The 17,851-nt window shown below is 72.6% G+C and carries 15 protein-coding genes; 12 read left to right on the top strand and 3 right to left on the bottom strand.

All coding sequences use genetic code 11. The features are described from left to right. Positions 1-37 precede the first annotated feature (37 nt). Complete coding sequence (locus tag AC4OXY_RS34975; protein WP_491991638.1) at positions 38-1,747, bottom strand: hypothetical protein; 1,710 nt, start codon at positions 1,745-1,747, stop codon at positions 38-40. A 278-nt stretch (positions 1,748-2,025) separates the two neighbouring features. Here AC4OXY_RS34975 and AC4OXY_RS34980 point away from each other — a divergent pair, with 278 nt between their 5' ends. The 4 genes from AC4OXY_RS34980 to AC4OXY_RS34995 all read left to right on the top strand — a co-directional run bounded on the left by AC4OXY_RS34980 (position 2,026) and on the right by AC4OXY_RS34995 (position 4,827). Beyond that, positions 2,026-2,415: a cell division protein SepF gene (locus tag AC4OXY_RS34980; protein WP_356021570.1), complete on the top strand. Its 390-nt coding sequence runs from the start codon at positions 2,026-2,028 to the stop codon at positions 2,413-2,415. Between the two features lie 113 nt (positions 2,416-2,528). Next, on the top strand, positions 2,529-3,827 hold the full coding sequence (locus AC4OXY_RS34985; RefSeq protein ID WP_376286846.1) for an AAA family ATPase: 1,299 nt from the start codon (positions 2,529-2,531) through the stop codon (positions 3,825-3,827). Further along, the gene (locus AC4OXY_RS34990; RefSeq protein WP_376286843.1) at positions 3,811-4,179 is read left to right on the top strand and encodes a nucleotide pyrophosphohydrolase; all 369 of its coding nucleotides are present in this window, start codon (positions 3,811-3,813) and stop codon (positions 4,177-4,179) included. The genes AC4OXY_RS34985 and AC4OXY_RS34990 overlap by 17 nt, the downstream gene beginning before the upstream one ends. A gap of 177 nt (positions 4,180-4,356) precedes the next feature. After that, positions 4,357-4,827 carry a DUF6099 family protein gene (locus AC4OXY_RS34995; RefSeq protein WP_356021576.1) on the top strand — a complete coding sequence of 157 codons (471 nt, stop codon included), beginning with the start codon at positions 4,357-4,359 and terminating at the stop codon, positions 4,825-4,827. Positions 4,828-5,191: 364 nt separating this feature from the next. On the opposite strand, the gene AC4OXY_RS35000 is transcribed toward AC4OXY_RS34995, so the two are convergent. Continuing rightward, positions 5,192-5,404, bottom strand: a complete 213-nt coding sequence (locus AC4OXY_RS35000) for a hypothetical protein (protein WP_376287129.1) — start codon at positions 5,402-5,404, stop codon at positions 5,192-5,194. A gap of 205 nt (positions 5,405-5,609) precedes the next feature. On the opposite strand from AC4OXY_RS35000, the gene AC4OXY_RS35005 reads away from it, so the two are divergent. The 8 genes from AC4OXY_RS35005 to AC4OXY_RS35040 all read left to right on the top strand — a co-directional run bounded on the left by AC4OXY_RS35005 (position 5,610) and on the right by AC4OXY_RS35040 (position 17,161). Continuing rightward, positions 5,610-6,533: an LLM class F420-dependent oxidoreductase gene (locus tag AC4OXY_RS35005; RefSeq protein WP_362821633.1), complete on the top strand. Its 924-nt coding sequence runs from the start codon at positions 5,610-5,612 to the stop codon at positions 6,531-6,533. Positions 6,534-6,797: 264 nt separating this feature from the next. Beyond that, positions 6,798-7,736 carry a CbrC family protein gene (locus AC4OXY_RS35010; RefSeq protein WP_362821632.1) on the top strand — a complete coding sequence of 313 codons (939 nt, stop codon included), beginning with the start codon at positions 6,798-6,800 and terminating at the stop codon, positions 7,734-7,736. Between the two features lie 125 nt (positions 7,737-7,861). Next, the gene (locus AC4OXY_RS35015; RefSeq protein WP_491991639.1) at positions 7,862-8,809 is read left to right on the top strand and encodes a hypothetical protein; all 948 of its coding nucleotides are present in this window, start codon (positions 7,862-7,864) and stop codon (positions 8,807-8,809) included. Positions 8,810-8,880: 71 nt separating this feature from the next. Then, the gene (locus tag AC4OXY_RS35020; protein ID WP_491991640.1) at positions 8,881-10,347 is read left to right on the top strand and encodes a 3' terminal RNA ribose 2'-O-methyltransferase Hen1; all 1,467 of its coding nucleotides are present in this window, start codon (positions 8,881-8,883) and stop codon (positions 10,345-10,347) included. Then, positions 10,344-12,887 carry a polynucleotide kinase-phosphatase gene (locus AC4OXY_RS35025; protein ID WP_376286831.1) on the top strand — a complete coding sequence of 848 codons (2,544 nt, stop codon included), beginning with the start codon at positions 10,344-10,346 and terminating at the stop codon, positions 12,885-12,887. Before AC4OXY_RS35020 ends, AC4OXY_RS35025 begins: the two co-directional genes overlap by 4 nt. Positions 12,888-13,166: 279 nt before the next feature. Beyond that, entirely contained in the window at positions 13,167-14,390 is a 1,224-nt protein-coding gene (locus AC4OXY_RS35030) for an arginine deiminase (RefSeq protein WP_356021590.1), read from the top strand. Between the two features lie 147 nt (positions 14,391-14,537). Continuing rightward, entirely contained in the window at positions 14,538-15,569 is a 1,032-nt protein-coding gene (argF, locus tag AC4OXY_RS35035) for an ornithine carbamoyltransferase (RefSeq protein WP_376286828.1), read from the top strand. A gap of 143 nt (positions 15,570-15,712) precedes the next feature. After that, positions 15,713-17,161, top strand: a complete 1,449-nt coding sequence (locus tag AC4OXY_RS35040) for an amino acid permease (RefSeq protein WP_362821628.1) — start codon at positions 15,713-15,715, stop codon at positions 17,159-17,161. Here AC4OXY_RS35040 and AC4OXY_RS35045 read toward each other — a convergent pair. Beyond that, positions 17,118-17,573, bottom strand: coding sequence for an ATP-binding protein (locus tag AC4OXY_RS35045; RefSeq protein ID WP_491991641.1), 456 nt, complete (start codon positions 17,571-17,573; stop codon positions 17,118-17,120). The genes AC4OXY_RS35040 and AC4OXY_RS35045 overlap by 44 nt on opposite strands. Between the last annotated feature and the right edge of the window lie 278 nt (positions 17,574-17,851).

A 17,851-nucleotide genomic window follows, 5' to 3' on the forward strand; every position in this document is an offset into this window, starting at 1 on the left:
CGGCCCGACCGGGCGGTCGGGCCGGGGCCTGCGGGCGTCAGCCGGTCAGGCCCAGCTCCGACCCCTGCACGTCCTCGGTGGAGAGCGTCTGCGGGGTGGCCGTGAAGGCGCGCAGCCGGAAGTGGGTGCTCTTGCTCGTGGGCAGCGGGTAGCCGCCGTCGGGCGCCCGCAGGACCACGGTCGCCGTGCCGTGCGCGGGGATCGTGGCGGGGCCGTGCGCCAGCGACCAGTACTTGCCCATGCCCTGGCCCGTCGTGAGCATGTAGTGCGGGGTGAGCGGGTCGCTCCCGGTGTTGGTGACCTTCACGGTCAGCGTGGACAGCGCGCCCGCCGGGGCGTGCCGGGCCTTCGTGATGTCCATGCGCAGCGGCGGCCCGCCGGTCGCCGCCACGGTCACGCTCAGCAGCGCGGGCAGCACGAGCAGCACCACGGCTCCGGTCAGCGCGGGCCTGCGGCGCCGGGCCGTCAGCCACGCCGGCCGCGGCTGCCACGCGCGCGTGAACTCCGACAGGGGCGTGGTGATCGCCGCCGCGAGCCACAGTGGCGTCATCATCAGGTAGTAGCCGTCCTGCGAGCGGGTCGCCAGGTAGAAGACGCACCAGGGCAGCACGGTCGCCGCCGGACCGAGGCGCCGGACGAACAGCACGAACAGCCCCAGCAGGGCCGCGGCGAGCAGCATGCTCGCGTGGCTGTACCAGTCGAGCCGGTCGCTGCCGTGGGTGAAGTACAGCGAGATGTCCACCAGGCCCTGGCCGTGCACCACCGCGCCCTGGGTCAGCGGCAGGACGATGCCCCGGATCCAGGGGCCGGGCTCGGTCACCACGAAGTAGGCGTTGATCACGAACCAGGTGAGCACCGCGATGCCCGTGACCCGCAGCACCACGCGCGCCGCAGCCCGCCCGTCCAGCTCGCCGCGGCGCACGGCGTAGATCCCGGCCAGCAGGAACGGCGTGAGGAACCACGGGAGTTGCTGTGCCGCGCACGCGGCCCCGAGGCACGCGGCACGCGCGATCCCGGCCGCGCCCAGCCGCCCCCCGGCACCCAGCCGGGTCCAGCCCGCCACCACCGGCATCAGCAGGACCAGGGCGACGATCGCCGGGTAGCCCTGGCGGGCGTACATCGGCAGGAAGCTGAAGCCCAGGCAGATCATCGTGGCCGCCGAGCGCCACGGCGCCGGCAGCCGCCGCCACAGCACGACCGTGCCCACGATCAGGACGACCGTCACCGCCGCGGTGGCCGGCGCGCCGTTGTGGCCGAGCCCCAGGAACGGCAGCGTGAGCAGCGGCGTCAGCGGCGGGTAGCCGTACGTGAAGTCGTAGCCGCCGGTCGTCGTCGGCGTCAGGGCGACGCCGGGGAGGTGGAACAGCCACGGCCACGGGTGGTCGTAGACCTGGTGCCCGCCGAGGATCTCCCTCGCCGCCTGGGTGGTCAGGACCGCCTCGTCGCCGCCGGCGTGGTTGAGCGCCCACGTGCACAGGGTGAGGGCGATGGCCGTGACGAGCACCACCAGGTCCAGGCGGGCCAGCGAGCGCGCCCGGCGGACCGTGAGCGCGAGGATGCCGGTCACCAGGATCGCGGCGTAACAGAGGGAGATGACCGCGGCGAGGGTCAGCCGGTGCGTCGCCGCCTGGGTCCACACCGTGCGGGCGCCGATGAACAGGCTGACGTCGGCCAGCAGCGTCAGGACGCGATGCCACTGCGCGGGCGCCTCGGGGGACTCCAGGTGGGTTCCCGGAACGGCGGACACCGCCGACTGCGTCCGCCGGCCGGGTGTCACCTGCGGTGTTTCTGCCAAGTGCACGGCACGGGAAGCTACTGACGGTAAATGACCGAGACATGGCCGCTTGTGAAGAGTCCGGTGTGAGAAAGGTAAGAAGCGGACTTAACCGTACATGTGCCCTGTGTCACGCCGGAGTCGGGGCATCGGATCGGTCGCGCACCGTGTCGTTGTTGGGCCGAACGGGTGACTTGGCGTAAGAATTGGCCGGTGCAGGCATTGAGTGTGAGTCAGGTCGGGGGGAGCCGGTGAGCCGTTACGACGTCACCGATGAACAGTGGGAAGGGCTCGCCCAGGTCGTGCCGTTGCGGGGCCGGGACGCGTGGCCGTCCGCGGTGAACCACCGCGCGCTGCCGGACGCCGAGACCGAGACCCGGCGCCGGTTCGTGGTTTTGCGCGTCAACGTCTTCGCGGACGCGCGGGAGGTCGCCGAGACCCTGATGGCCGGGGTGCCGGTACTGCTCGACCTGTCCAGCGCCGAGACGGAGGTCGCCAAGCGCGTCCTCGACTTCAGTACGGGCGTGGTCTTCGGGCTCGGCAGCGGGATGCACCGCGTCGACCGGAACGTGTTCCTCCTCACCCCGCCCGGGACCGAGGTCAGCGGGCTGATGGAGGGGGCGGGGATGTCGGGGGGCTGAGCCCCTGTCCGCGGGGCCGCCGGCGCACCGACGGCCCCACGGGCATCCCTCGTTCGTAGGAAGGTCCCGAGGGCAAACGGTTCGGCGGGGCGGCGGAGTTCTACCGTCCGGGCATGGCCGTGCCTTCCGTGTCCACCGAGCCCGCGGCGGCCGCCGCGCCCGGCGGGACCGTACCTGCGCAGTCCCGCGTGCCCGGGGACGCCCCGGGAACCCCCGAACTCTCCGAACTTTTCGGAGCCCTCGAACCGGCCGCACCCGCCGGTGCGGCCGGAGCCGCCCGGTGCCCCGACGTACGCGCTCGGATCACCGAGCTGCGGCTGTCGGCCTTCGCCGGGCACCGGCGGGCCTCGATTCCGCTCGGCCCGGTCACGGTGCTCGCGGGGCCCAGCGGCGCGGGCAAGACGACCGCGCTCATGGCGTACGAGGCGCTCGCCCGGCTCGCCGCAGGTGTCGCGCTCCGGGAGGCGTTCCCGGACCCGCCCGCCTGTGTGCCGCAGCGGGCGCGCCCCGACGCGGGCGGACGGCGCGGCTTCCGGATCGGGTGTACGGCCGACGGTGCCGAGGGTCCCGTCCGGCTCGACGTCGCCGTCCAGGCCGAACCCGTTCTGCGGATCGCGGGGGAGCGGCTGACCGCGGGCGGCGTCGTGCTGCTGGAGACCGCGCTGCGCGACCCGTCCCGCCGCGCCGTCCAGGCCGCCTGGCACACCGCGGGCTCCGCCCCGGTCACCCGCGCCCCGCTCCCCGACGACCGGCTCGGCACCGCCCTGCTGCCGTTGCGCGTGGCCGGCAAGACGGACGGGCAGCGGCAGGTGCTCGCCGCGGCCGAGCAGATGGTGGTCGCCCTGCGCTCCGTCTTCCCGTGCGACCCCCACCCCGCGTCCATGCGCACGCCCGTCCCCGCGGGCTCCGGACGGCTGCTGCCCGGCTGCGACAACCTCGCCGACGTGTTGTGGCGCACCCGCGCCGAGTGCGCCCGCCGGCACGCTCTGCTGGTCGAGGCGCTGCGCGCGGGCTGCGCCGGGCCCGTGACCGACCTGGTCGCCGAGCCGCTGGCGGACGGCACGGTACGGGCGCTGCTCGACCGCGGCGACGGCCTGCGCACCGAGCTGGCCCGGCTCGGGGACGGCGAACTCCGTTATCTGGCACTGGCGCTGGTGCTGCTGACCGGGCCCGGTGTCCTCGCCGTGGACACCCCCGGCGAGGTGCCGGACGCGCTGTGCAGCCTGACCGTCCTGGCCGACGGCCTCGACCGCGGCCTCGACCCCGCCCAGCGCCGCGCACTGCTGTGGCTGGCGGCCCGGATGGGCGAGCGCGGGCACATCCGGTGGCTGGGCGCGGTGAGCGACGGCTCCTGGGCCACCGGGGTCCGGGGTGTCACGGTGGTACACCTGGACCGTGACGGAACCTCTTGACCTGGCCCGACTCCAGCGCCGGCTCGCCGAGTTCGCGGCCGCGCGGAACTGGCAGCCCTACCACACGCCCAAGAACCTCGCCGCCGCTCTGTCGGTGGAGGCCTCCGAACTGGTGGAGATCTTCCAGTGGTTGACCCCGGAGGAGTCCGCGCGGGTGATGGCCGACGCCGGCACCGCGCACCGCGTCGAGGACGAGGTCGCCGATGTCCTCGCCTACCTCCTCCAGTTCTGCGGCACCCTCGGCATCGACCCGCTGGCCGCGCTGGCCGCCAAGATCGACCGAAATGAGCGTCGTTTTCCGGTCGCGGGGGACAGGGACGGGGACGAACCGGGTCAACTGCCGGACTCCTGAACTCCATTATTACGTTCCGTAGCGAAATCGCCTGTCGAATCCGAATTGTTGTCCACAAATTTCCGCCCACCTCTGGCTTTTCGACTCAGGCGCCCTCACTCTGGGTAGTGGACTAGGTAGCGAGAAGAGAGTTCCGGCGGACGTGCGAGAAGGCATGTGGAGGGACGGGGGCGACCTATGGATGCGATACGGCTCATCCTCGCGAGCAGGCGAGCCCTGGCGAACGGCGCGAACGCAGGCGAAATCCTGGCGGAGGTCTGGCAGGCGCAGGCCCTGGCCCAGGCGATCGGCAGTCGGCTCGCGGTCTCCGGCCCGCCGGAGCTGCGCGGCGAGGCACTGGGCCTGACGGAGCTGGCGGGCCGGGGCTGCGGCGTCCTGGACCCGCCCGAACTGGACCCCGGCGATCTGCGCGCCGCCCAGCTCACCGAGTTGGAGGACGCCCGCGAGACGCTGCTCTGCCTCGGGGGTCTGCTCGGCGAGGTCGGCATCGCCCTGGTCGGCATGGCGAGCGCCGCCGCCGACGAGACGACGTACTGGCAGTGCATGGAGGCCATCGACGCGGCCGACGAGTCCCGCGACCGCGTCCGCGAGATGCTGCGCAAACTGGCAGCGCGCGAGGAGGTCTTACCGGAGCGCGAATTCGGCTGACCCACCCGGAGCCGCCCTCGATGACGCCGCCGCTCATGCCGACCGGGCGTCGTCCCCGTCGACCGGTGCCGCTCGTTCGGCCTGTGTCCCGCGCGTCGGCTCGACGTCGTCATGCCGACCGATGCTGCTCACATCGGCTCGACGTGGCTCGGCCGACGGGTGCCGCTCACTTCGGCCCGGAGCCGCGCACCTCGGACGATGCCGCTCCCGCCAACCGGGCTCCCGCCAACCGGAGCCGCTCCCCGAGCCGGTGCCGCTCAACTGCCGCTGCTCCCCGCAGCCGGTGTCGCTCAAGCGCCGCCGTTCGCCTCGGCCCGTTCTCGCTCGTCCCCGCCGGAGACGTCCCCGGTGACGACGCCTCTCGTCAGCCGGCGTCGCTTCGGTCAACCGGCGTCGCGCCGGTCAGTCGGCACTGCCCCGGTCGGTCGGTGCCGCCTTCGTCCGCTTGAGCCGGAGCCGTTCCCGTGGCGTGCAGATCGGCCAGTTCCGACAGATCCGCGTTCAGCGCCGCCATCAGCTCTTCCATCTGCTCCAGCAGCCCCTTCGGCTGCCCGGCGGAGCCCAGCTCTTCGGACATCACGGCCTCCTCGGCCCCCGGCCCGGCGGGGCCGGCGCGGGTGCCGGACGGTCCGGCACCGTCGTCCCAACGATCATCACCGGGGCCGGTCACTGGCCCGCACGGCGCCCCTGGCACCCCGCCCCCGATTTTCACCCGACCGGGGATCAGCGCACCCGGCGGTACCGGCGAGGTTGACGCGGGCCGCGGCGTGCAGGATAGGTGTATGGACCTTCGAATCTTCACCGAGCCCCAGCAGGGGGCCACCTACGACACCTTGCTCACCGTGGCGAAGGCCGCCGAGGACCTCGGCTTCGACGCCTTCTTCCGTTCCGACCACTACCTCAGCATGGGCGGCACGGACGGCCTGCCCGGCCCCACGGACGCCTGGATCACCCTGGCCGGCCTCGCCCGCGAGACCAAGCGCATCCGCCTCGGCACGCTGATGACCGCCGGCACCTTCCGGCTGCCCGGTGTGCTCGCCATCCAGGTCGCCCAGGTCGACCAGATGTCCGGCGGCCGCGTGGAGCTGGGCCTCGGCGCCGGCTGGTTCGAGGAGGAGCACAAGGCGTACGGCATCCCCTTCCCGAAGGAGAAGTTCGCCCGGCTGGAGGAGCAGCTCGCGATCGTCACCGGGCTGTGGGCGACCGAGCCCGGCAAGACCTTCGACTTCCACGGCACCCACTACGACCTCACCGAGTCGCCCGCGCTGCCCAAGCCCGCCCAGGGCAAGGTTCCCGTGCTCATCGGCGGCCACGGCGCGACCCGTACGCCGCGGCTGGCCGCGAAGTACGCCGACGAGTTCAACATCCCGTTCGCCTCGGTCGAGGACAGCGAGCGGCAGTTCGGCCGGGTCCGGGCCGCCGCCGAGGAGGCCGGCCGCGGCGCGGACGACCTGACGTACTCCAACGCGCTCGTGGTCTGTGTCGGCCGGGACGACCAGGAGGTCGCCCGGCGCGCCGCGGCGATCGGCCGTGAGGTGGACGAGCTGAAGGCCAACGGCCTGGCCGGCTCCCCGGCCGAGGTCGTCGACAAGATCGGCCGGTACGCCGCGATCGGCTCCCGCCGCGTCTACCTCCAGGTGCTCGACCTCGACGACCTGGACCACCTGGAGCTGATCTCCGCCCAGGTGCAGTCGCAGCTGTCGTAGGACGGACGGCTCACGGCCACGTCCTTCCCCGCTCGGCCGGGCGGGCCGGGAAGGACGTCGCCGTTCGGCGCGGTCGAGGAGCCCGCGGCGCCGTGGTGACCCGCCCAGACCTGAAGTGCCGCCTCCACCACGGCCGTTGGGAGCGGTGCCCGTGTGGGCGGTCACGCCCGTCATCCCCGGGGAGAGGTGCGCCCCGCCGTCCGGGTCGCCCGCCCGGGCCCGGGGGATGCCGGGGTGGTGCAGGTATGTGATGGAGTAGGGACCATGGGGTCCGGCATCTACGTCCATGCGTTCCGTGACGGCGACGTCGTGCCGATGGACGCCGCCGCCGTGCGTGAGGTGCTGGTGCCGTACGCCCCGTACGACGTGCCCGACGGCGAGCCGGTCGAGTGGGTGCGGGCCGCCGACGGCACTGACGCCGACGTGTATCTGCACCTCGGGGTGTCGTTCGACCGGCCGGGCCCCGGTGTTCTGGACATCGTCGCCGAGCTGGCCCGCCGCACCGGCGCGGCGATCGTGCTGCTCGGGGATCCGACGGTGATCGTGACCAGCGAGGACGACGTGCGGCAGCTGCCGGAGGACCTGCGGGCACGGGCGGTCGTGGTGCCGCCCGCCGCGCTGACCGGGCAGGCGATCGAACAGGTCGTCAATCCGCGCCCGGAGCCCCGCCGCCGCCCGCTGCTGCCGCCGTTCCCGTACCACCCGGATCCGGTCGCCACCGGCTCGGTGAGGGCAGCCGACGAGCCGTGCGCGTGCTGCGGACACGACCAGGGCTGGATCTACACCGGCCCGGTCCACGGCGAGGACGTGCCGGACGGACGGCTGTGCCCCTACTGCATCGCGTACGGCACGGCGGCCAGGCGCCTCGGCGTGTTCTTCAACGACGTGGACGCCGGGCGGATGCCGGACGGGACGGCCCGGCAGATCTGCGAGCGCACCCCCGGCTTCGCCACCTGGCAGGACTGGGGCTGGCCGGAGCATTGCCGCGACGGCGCGGTGTTCCTCGGCGCGGCCGGCGTGCGCGAACTGCGGCCTTATCCCGACGCGTTGGACCACCTGCGCCGGGAGTGCGCCGCGTGGGGCTGGGCGGACGGCACGGCCGAGGAGTTCCTCGCGGCGCTCGACAAGGACGGACAGCCGACCGCGTACCTCTTCCGCTGCCGCGTCTGCGGGACGCATCTCGCGCGGGCCGACTTCAGCTGAAACCTCGCGCGACGTGGGCCGGTCCGAGCCGGGACCCGGTGATTGTGAACCAGTTGTGATCTCCGCGTGCCGGAATTGTGGGCTCCGTCACGGCGTCCATGATCGCGGCCTGATCGGATGACCCCGTGCGCAAAGTCCTGCCTCTCGCTCTCGCCGCCCTCTTCGCCCTGTCGGCCTGCCAGTTCACCGACCGCCTCAGCGGCGACGACGACTCCGCGGGTGAGGCCCGCCGTCTCAACGCCGTCTCGGCGTTCCCGCTGTACGCGTACGACATCGACCCCTCCGCGGCCGACAACCAGGCCGTCGACCGGGCGCAGTGGATCCTCGCCAAGCGGTGCATGGTCCGGCTCGGCTTCTCGGGCTTCGCGGTGCTGGACACCAAGTCGGTCGAGTCGACCTACCCGGTCCGGCAGGGCACGCTCGACCTCAGCAGTTCCGTCGGCGACGACCGGCCGTACGGCGTGGACGACCCCGACCTGGCGTCCGAGCACGGCTACCACAACCAGGACCCGGCCGCCGGCACCCAGCACCTGGAGTGGCCCACCGACCAGTTCCTGGCCCTCACCGCCGAGTTCGGGACCGGCGACAGCCACTTCGCGCACGGACACCGCATACCCGAGGGCGGTTGCCTGGGGCAGGCACGACAGAAGATCACCGGCCCCACGCCCGCCACGAAGGTCGACGGCATACGGCTCACCGGCACCACCTCGATCGCCATGCGCCTGTGGATCCAGTCCGGCAAGGAGGCCCGCAAGGACCCGGCCTGGAAGAAGGCCGAGCGTGCCTGGTCGGACTGCATGAAGAAGCGCGGCTTCCACTACACCGACCCGGACGCGGCAGCCCTGGACATGGCCTGGTTCCGCACCGAGAAGCCCACCGGCAAGGAGCGCAAGACGGCCGCCGCCGACGCGACGTGCAAGCTCGACACCGGATACATCCAGTCCGTCCACGCCGTCCAGGCGCGCGCCCAGAAGAGCGCCATCAGCCGGAACAAGCAGGAGCTGGAGGACCAGCGCGCGGCGCAGCAGCGGGCCGTGCGCAACGCCCGCGCCGTCGTCGCCGCGGGGTCGTGACGAGGGGAGAAGAGGAGAGCGGCCGGGAAAACGGGTGGTCACCGGGGGCGGGGCCCGGAAGAATCGCTGAGGTGTTCCTGACGATCTCGACGCGCGGCGACGCCGCCCACCCGGCCACCGACCTGGGGTACCTGCTGCACAAGCACCCCGGCAAGGCGCAGAAGTTCTCCACGTCCCATGGCACCGCCCACGTCTTCTACCCCGAGGCGGACGAGCAGCGCTGCACGGCCGCGCTGCTCCTGGAGATCGACACGGTCGCGCTGGTCCGGCGGGGCAAGGGCAAGGGCCGCGGCGGCGCTCCGGACGCGGCGCTCGCGCAGTACGTCAACGACCGCCCCTACGCGGCCTCCTCGCTGCTCGCGGTCGCGCTGAGCGGCGTCTTCTCCAGCGCCCTGCGCGGGGTGTGCGCCGCCCGCCCGGAACTGCCGGAGCGGGCGCGGCCGTTGCGTGTCGAGGTGCCCGCGCTGCCCGCGCGCGGCGGCCCCGGCCTCGTCCACCGCCTCTTCGAGCCGCTCGGCTGGACGGTCACGGCCGAACCGGTCGCGCTCGACACCGAGTTCCCCGCGTGGGGCGACTCCCGCTACGTCCGGCTCGTCCTGGAGTCCGACACCCTGACGCTCGCCGAGGCCCTGCGCCACCTGTACGTGCTGCTGCCCGTCCTCGACGACGCCAAGCACTACTGGGTCTCCTCCGACGAGGTCGACAAGCTGCTGCGCGCGGGCGAGGGCTGGCTGCCCGGGCACCCCGAGCAGAAGCTCATCACCAGCCGGTACCTCTCCCGTCGCTGGTCGCTGACCCGGCAGGCGACGGAGCGGCTGGAGCTGGTCCGGCTCGCCGAGGCCGACGACAGCGAGGTCGAGGAGATCGACAACGCGGTCGCCGAGGAGACGGAGGCCGAGGAGAGGCCGACCCCGCTGGCCGTGCTGCGCCGGGAGGCGATCCTCGCCGCGCTCCGGGCGTCCGGCGCCCCCCGGGTGCTCGATCTCGGCTGCGGACAGGGGCAGTTGGTGCAGGAACTGCTGAAGGACACGCGGTTCACGGAGATCGTGGGGCTCGACGTGTCGGCGCGGGCGCTCACCATCGCCGCGCGGCGGCTGAAGCTGGACCGCATGGGAGAGCGCCAGGCGTCCCGGGTCCGGCTCCTCCAGGGCTCGCTCGCCTACACCGACAAGCGCCTGAAGGGCTACGACGCCGCCGTGCTCAGCGAGGTGATCGAGCACCTCGACCTGCCCCGGCTGCCCGCCCTGGAGTACGCGGTGTTCGGCGCCGCCCGCCCGCGCACGGTCGTCGTGACGACCCCGAACGTCGAGTACAACGTCCGCTGGGAGACCCTGCCCGCGGGGCACGTCCGGCACGGCGACCACCGCTTCGAGTGGACCCGTGAGGAGTTCCGCGCCTGGGCCGCCCGGATCGCCGGACTCCACGGCTACGACGTCGAGTTCACCCCCATAGGCCCCGACGACCCCGAGGTCGGCCCGCCCACCCAGATGGCCCTGTTCCACCGCGACGACACCGAGAAGGAGGCGAAGGCGGCATGACCGAGACGCAGCACACGGGACGGGTCCTGCCCGTCACCGACCTCTCCCTCGTCGTCCTCGTCGGCGCCTCCGGCTCCGGCAAGTCCACCTTCGCCCGGCGGCACTTCAGGCCCACCGAGGTGATCTCCTCCGACTTCTGCCGCGGCCTCGTCAGCGACGACGAGAACGACCAGAGCGCGACCCGGGACGCCTTCGACGTCCTGCACTACATCGCCGGCAAACGCCTCGCCGCCGGCCGCCGCACGGTGGTGGACGCCACCAGCGTGCAGCAGGACAGCCGGCGCCAGCTGATCGAACTGGCGAAGAAGTACGACGTGCTGCCCATCGCCGTCGTCCTCGACGTGCCCGAGGAGGTGTGCGCCGAGCGCAACGCGGCCCGCACCGACCGCGCCGACATGCCCCGCCGGGTCATCCAGCGCCACATCCGCGAACTGCGCCGCTCCCTGCGGCACCTGGAGCGCGAGGGCTTCCGCAAGGTGCACGTGCTGCGCGGGGTCGAGGAGATCGACGGCGCCACCGTCGTCACCGAGAAGCGCTTCAACGACCTGACCCACCTCACCGGCCCCTTCGACATCATCGGCGACATCCACGGCTGCTCGGCCGAACTGGAGTTGCTGCTGGCCAAGTTGGGCTATGCGGACGGCGTGCACCCCGCGGGCCGTACCGCCGTCTTCGTCGGCGACCTGGTCGACCGCGGCCCGGACTCGCCGGGCGTGCTGCGCCGGGTGATGTCGATGGTCGGGTCCGGCAACGCGCTGTGCGTGCCGGGCAACCACGAGAACAAGTACGGCCGCTACCTCAAGGGCCGCAAGGTCCAGCACACCCACGGGCTCGCCGAGACCATCGCCCAGATGGAGGGCGAGAGCGAGGAGTTCCGGGCCGAGGTACGCCGCTTCCTGGACGGCCTCGTCAGCCACTACGTCCTCGACGGCGGCAGGCTGGTCGTCTGCCACGCCGGTCTGCCCGAGAAGTACCACGGCCGCACCTCCGGCCGGGTCCGCTCGCACGCCCTGTACGGCGACACCACCGGCGAGACCGACGAGTTCGGGCTGCCGGTGCGCTACCCGTGGGCGGAGGACTACCGGGGCCGCGCGGCCGTCGTCTACGGGCACACCCCGGTCCCGGAGGCGTCCTGGCTCAACAACACCATCTGCCTGGACACCGGCGCCGTCTTCGGCGGCAAGCTGACCGCGCTGCGCTGGCCGGAGCGCGAGCTGGTCGACGTACCGGCCGAGCGGGTCTGGTACGAGCCGGCCCGCCCCCTGCGCGCCGAGGCGCCCGGCGGGCAGGACGGCCGGCCGCTGGACCTGGCCGACGTGCACGGCCGCCGGGCCGTCGAGACCCGGCACGCGGGCATGGTCGCGGTGCGCGAGGAGAACGCGGCGGCGGCCCTGGAGGTCATGAGCCGCTTCGCGATCGACCCGCGCCTGCTGCCGTACCTCCCGCCGACCATGGCGCCGACGGCGACGTCACAGGTGGATGGCTACCTGGAGCACCCCGAGGAGGCCTTCGCACAGTACGCGCGCGACGGCGTCGGGCGGGTCGTGTGCGAGGAGAAGCACATGGGCTCGCGGGCCGTGGCCCTGGTGTGCCGCGACGCGGCGGCGGCCGCGAGGCGCTTCGGCGTGCAGGGCCCGACCGGGTCCCTCTACACCCGCACCGGGCGCCCCTTCTTCGACGACGAGACGGTGACCGAGGAGATCCTCGCCCGGCTGCGCTCGGCGGTGACGGACGCCGGACTGTGGGACGAACTGGCCACCGACTGGCTGCTGTTGGACGCCGAGCTGATGCCCTGGTCGCTGAAGGCCTCGGGTCTGCTGCGCGGCCAGTACGCGGCCGTGGGCGCCGCGTCGGGCGCGGTGTTCCCGGGCGCGCTCGGCGCGCTGGAGGCCGCCGCCGCGCGGGGCGTGGACGTCGGCGGGCTGCTGGAGCACCAGCGCGAACGGGCGGCCGACGCGGCCGCGTTCACCGCCGCCTACCGCCGCTACTGCTGGACCACGGACGGCCTGGACGGCGTCCGCCTGGCCCCGTTCCAGCTGCTCGCCGTCCAGGGCCGCAGCCTCGCCGCGCTGCCGCACGACGAGCAACTGGCCCTGCTCGACCGGCTGGTGGAGCACGACGGCACCGGGCTGCTGCGGACGACCAGAAGGCTGTACGTCGACACCGGTGACCCGCAGTCGGTGCGCGCCGGTGTCGACTGGTGGCTGGAGATGACCGGCCGCGGCGGCGAGGGCATGGTGGTCAAGCCGGTCGGCGCGGTGGTCCGGAACCCGGAGGGGCGGCTGGTGCAGCCCGGCATCAAGTGCCGGGGGCGGGAGTACCTGCGGATCGTCTACGGGCCCGAGTACACCCGGCCGGACAACCTGGCCCGGCTGCGGCAGCGGTTCCTGAACCACAAGCGGTCCCTGGCGCTGCGCGAGTACGCCCTCGGCCTGGAGGCCCTGGACCGGCTCGCGGAGGGCGAGCCGCTGTGGCGGGTGCACGAGGCCGTGTTCGGGGTGCTGGCCCTGGAGTCGGAGCCCGTCGACCCCCGTCTGTAGGGCCTGAGGGCGTACGACCTGGTCAGCCGACCAGCCGCAGCCGCCGCTCGCACACACCGAAGCGGACCGTCCGGCCCCGGGCCGGACGGTCCGCTTCGGTGCCGGTCCCACCAGCACGCAGTCCCAGGCGGTATGGGTGTCGTCGGCGACGGCCTGCACACCGGGGTTGCTGCCGGGGGCGTCGCCGGGTTGCGCTTCTCGTCAATGAGACGAGAACAGGAAGTGGCAGAAACGGGCGACAGGGGCGTGAAGACGGTCGCGTGCGGCCAGGATGGAGGCATGACCTACCGTGTCGACTCCGAGGCCGGTCGGCTGCGCCGCGTCATCCTGCACCGGCCCGACCTGGAGCTCAAAAGGCTCACCCCCAGCAACAAGGACGCCCTCCTCTTCGACGACGTGCTGTGGGTGCGCCGGGCGCGCGCCGAGCACGACGGATTCGCCGACGTCCTGCGCGACCGCGGTGTCGCCGTGCACCTCTTCGGCGACCTGCTCACCGAGACCCTCGAACTCCCCGCGGCCCGCGACCTCGTCCTCGACCGGGTCTTCCACGAGAAGGAGTACGGCCCGCTCGCCGCCGACCATCTGCGCGCCGCCTTCGCGGCCCTGCCCGCGCGGGAACTGGCCGAGGCGCTCGTGGGCGGCATGACCAAGCGGGAGTTCCTCCAGGCGCACGCGGAGCCGACGTCCGTCCGCTTCCATGTGATGGACCTCGACGACTTCCTCCTCGGCCCCCTGCCCAACCACCTGTTCACCCGCGACACCTCCGCCTGGATCTACGACGGGGTCGCCATCAACGCCATGCGGCTGCCCGCCCGGCAGCGCGAGACCGTCCACTTCGAGGCGATCTACCGGCACCACCCGCTCTTCCGCGACGAGACGTTCCGGGTCTGGTCGCAGGGGCAGGCCGACCATCCGTCCACCATCGAGGGCGGCGACGTGCTGGTGATCGGCAACGGCGCCGTGCTGATCGGCATGAGCGAGCGCACCACCCCGCAGGCCGTGGAGATGCTGGCCTACCAGCTGTTCGCGGCCGGCTCCGCGCGCACGATCGTCGCGCTCGACATGCCCAAGCGGCGCGCCTTCATGCACCTCGACACCGTGATGACCATGGTCGACGGCGACATCTTCACCCAGTACGCGGGCCTCGGCATGCTGCGCTCATACACCATCGAACCGGGCGTCGGCGACCGGGAGCTGAAGGTCACCGACCATCCACCGGAGCACATGCACCGCGCCATCGCCGCCGCCCTCGGCCTCGGTGAGATCCGGGTGCTGACCGCCACCCAGGACGTGCACGCCGCCGAGCGCGAGCAGTGGGACGACGGCTGCAACGTGCTCGCGGTCGAGCCCGGCGTCGTCGTCGCCTACGAGCGCAACGCGACCACCAACACCCACCTGCGCAAGCAGGGCATCGAGGTGATCGAGATCCCGGGCAGCGAGCTGGGCCGGGGCCGGGGCGGCCCGCGCTGCATGAGCTGCCCGGTGCAGCGCGACCCCGTCTGACCGCTGGGCCCGAGGGGACTGATGGGCGTGCCGGGGCGGTGTCCCCGGCCGGTGTGATGAAGCGGACCCCGAGGAGGCTGTATAGAAATTCAGGACGTCGTATAGAATTCCAAAGTCCTGTCCCTCACGTACCTCCGGAGCGCCCCCATGGCGACAGTCCCGACCGCCCTTGCCGGCCGCCACTTCCTCAAGGAGCTGGACTTCACCGAGCAGGAGTTCCGCGGCCTGGTCGAGCTGGCGGCCGAGCTGAAGGCCGCCAAGCGGGCCGGGGCCGAGCCGCAGTACCTGAAGGGCAGGAACATCGCGCTGGTCTTCGAGAAGACCTCGACGCGCACCCGCTGCGCGTTCGAGGTCGCCGCCGCCGACCAGGGCGCCCACACGACCTACCTCGACCCGGCCGGCTCCCAGATCGGGCACAAGGAGTCCGTGAAGGACACCGCGCGCGTGCTCGGCCGCATGTTCGACGCGATCGAGTACCGGGGCCACGGCCAGGGTGTCGTCGAGGAGCTGGCCGCCCACGCCGGCGTCCCCGTCTACAACGGCCTCACCGACGAGTGGCACCCCACCCAGATGCTCGCCGACGTGCTCACCATGACCGAGCACACCGACAAGCCGCTGGACCAGGTCACCTTCGCCTACCTCGGCGACGCCCGCTACAACATGGGCAACTCCTACCTCGTCACCGGCGCCCTGCTCGGCATGGACGTGCGGATCGTCGCGCCCAGGGTGCTGTGGCCGGACGAGACGATCGTCGCGGTCGCCCGGCAGCTCGCCACCGCCTCCGGCGCCCGGGTCACGCTCACCGAGGACGTGCCGGAGGGTGTGCGCGGCGCCGACTTCATCGCGACCGACGTCTGGGTGTCCATGGGCGAGCCCAAGGAGGTCTGGGACGAGCGCATCGCGCTGCTCGGCCCGTACGCCGTGACCATGGACGTCCTCGCCGCCACCGGGAACCCTGACGTGAAGTTCCTGCACTGTCTGCCGGCCTTCCACGACCTCGGCACCAAGGTCGGCCTGGAGATCCACGAGCGGCACGGACTGACCGAGCTGGAGGTCACCGACGAGGTCTTCGAGTCCGAGCACTCCGTCGTCTTCGACGAGGCGGAGAACCGGATGCACACGATCAAGGCGGTCCTCGTGGCCACCCTCGCCCGATCCGCGTCACACAGCCTTGCCTGACCGGCCTCACCAGGCCTTATCCTGACCGGCGGCCCGAAAACACCCCTTTCGGTGCCGTCGGCGCGGTCCCACGGCGACCGCGCGTGCCGCCACGACGACCCCACGACGGTCGTCCGCACCACCGAGAAACGAGCACCACCCGCATGCCCGCTCCCCGCATCAAGTCCCCGCAAGCGCTTGTCGCCGAATCCGGCGCCGACCGCGAGGGACACGGCCTGAAGCGCACGATGGGCCTCTTCCAGCTCATCTGCTTCGGCGTCGGCGCCATCGTCGGCACCGGCATCTTCGTCGGCCTCTCCGACTCCGTCGCCCAGGCCGGTCCGGCCGTCGTCGTCTCCTACGTGCTCGCCGCGATCACCTGCGTCTTCACCGCCTTCTCCTTCGCGGAGCTGGGCGGCGCGATCCCGGTCTCCGGCTCCTCGTACTCCTTCGCCTACGCCGGCCTCGGCGAGTCCACCGCCTTCCTGGTCGGCTGGTGCCTGCTGCTGGAGTACGGCGTCTCGATCTCGGCCGTGGCCGTCGGCTGGAGCCAGTACGTCAACGAACTGCTGCACAGCCTCACCGGAGTCCAGCTCCCCGCCGCGCTGTCGGCCGGCCCCGGCGACGGCGGGATCGTCAACCTGCCCGCCGTGATCGTCATCGCCATGGCCTCGGTGCTGCTGGTGCGCGGCGTGCGCGAGAGCGCCCGGGCGACGGCCGCGATGGCCGCCGTCAAGCTCGTCATCCTGCTGGCCTTCTGCGCCATCGGCTACAGCGCCTTCAAGCACGGCAACCTCACCCCGTTCTCGCCGGCCGGCCTCGGCGGCATCGGCGCGGGCACCACCGCCGCGTTCTTCTCGTACATCGGCTTCGACGCGATCACCACCGCCGGCGAGGAGGCCAAGAACCCGCGCCGGGACATCCCCGTGGCGATCATGGTCTGCATGGGCATCGTGACCGTGCTGTACTGCGCGGTCGCGCTCGCCGCGATCGGCGCCGTCGGCGGCAGGCAGGTCGCCGGCCGCCCCGCGGCCCTGTCCTACGTCGTCAACGAGGTCACGGGCTCGACCGTCGGCGGCGGCGTGATCGCCTTCGGCGCGGTCGTCGCCATCGCCTCCGTCGTCCTCGCGGTGATGTACGGCCAGACCCGCATCCTGATGTCGATGTCCCGGGACGGCCTGATCCCGCGCGTCTTCGAGAAGGTGAACCCGAAGACCGCCACCCCGGTCGCCGGCACCCTGATCGTCGCCGTGGTCTTCGCGCTCCCGGCGGCCTTCGCCTCGCTGGACGCGGTGATGAACCTGTGCACCATCGGCACGCTCGCGATCATGGCCGTCGTCAACATCGCGGTGCTGGCCCTGCGCCGCCGCGAACCGGGCCTCACCCGCAGCTTCCGCGTCCCGCTCTACCCGGTGGGCCCGCTGCTCGGCATCGGCTTCTGCCTGTACCTGATGTACGAGACCGGCTGGCGGACCTGGATCCAGTTCGCCGTGTTCCTCGCGGTCGGCCTCGCGATCTACGCCGCCTACGGCCGCCGGCACTCCACCCTGGCCACCGCGGCCCCCGAGGTCACTGCGAGCGCCGCCGCTGAGCGGGAACCACAGGCAGTGTGAACCACACCGCCTTGCCCGACGGGGTGGGGCGGTGCCCGCAGGACGAGCTGAGGGCACGGATGAGCAGCAGCCCGCGCCCGTCCTCCTGCCAGGGGTCCGGCACCTCGATCACCGGCCGGGTCAGATGGCCGGGGGGCGCCGGGTCCGCGTCGTGCACCTCGACCTGGCAGCCGGTCGGCAGCAGCCGCACCACCAGCTCTATCGGGCCGCGCCCGGCGGTGTGCTCCACCGCGTTGGCCACCAGCTCGGCGGTGAGCAGCTCCGCGGTGTCGCTGTCGGCCGTGTGCTCCACCTCGGCGAGAGCCGTGCGCACCAGGGCCCGCGCCACAGGCACCGCCGCGGCGGTGTGCGGCAGCGCGATGCGCCAGGAGGCCGATTCGGTGGGGCGTTCGTGCAAGGCGAGTCCGTTCATGGAGCAGGCTGTCCTGCTTTCGACTGTAGGAATGGTACGGGCCCCGGCCACGGGGACGGCCTGGGGGCTTCGCCCGGGACCCCGGCCCTGTCGGCCCGGACCCCGGTACCAGGCGGCTTACCCAGGCGAACGCCCCGTGTCCCCCACCCGTCCCCGCTGTTACGGCCCTGTCGCCGATCGGTGACACAGGCATGTCGCGTCCTCGTGACGACAGTCAGAAACAGGTGATAACTTCGAGGGACACAGCGCCACGTACGGACCCCAGCCAAGGAGGCCGC

It is taken from the genome of Streptomyces sp. HUAS MG56 (assembly GCF_058673395.1).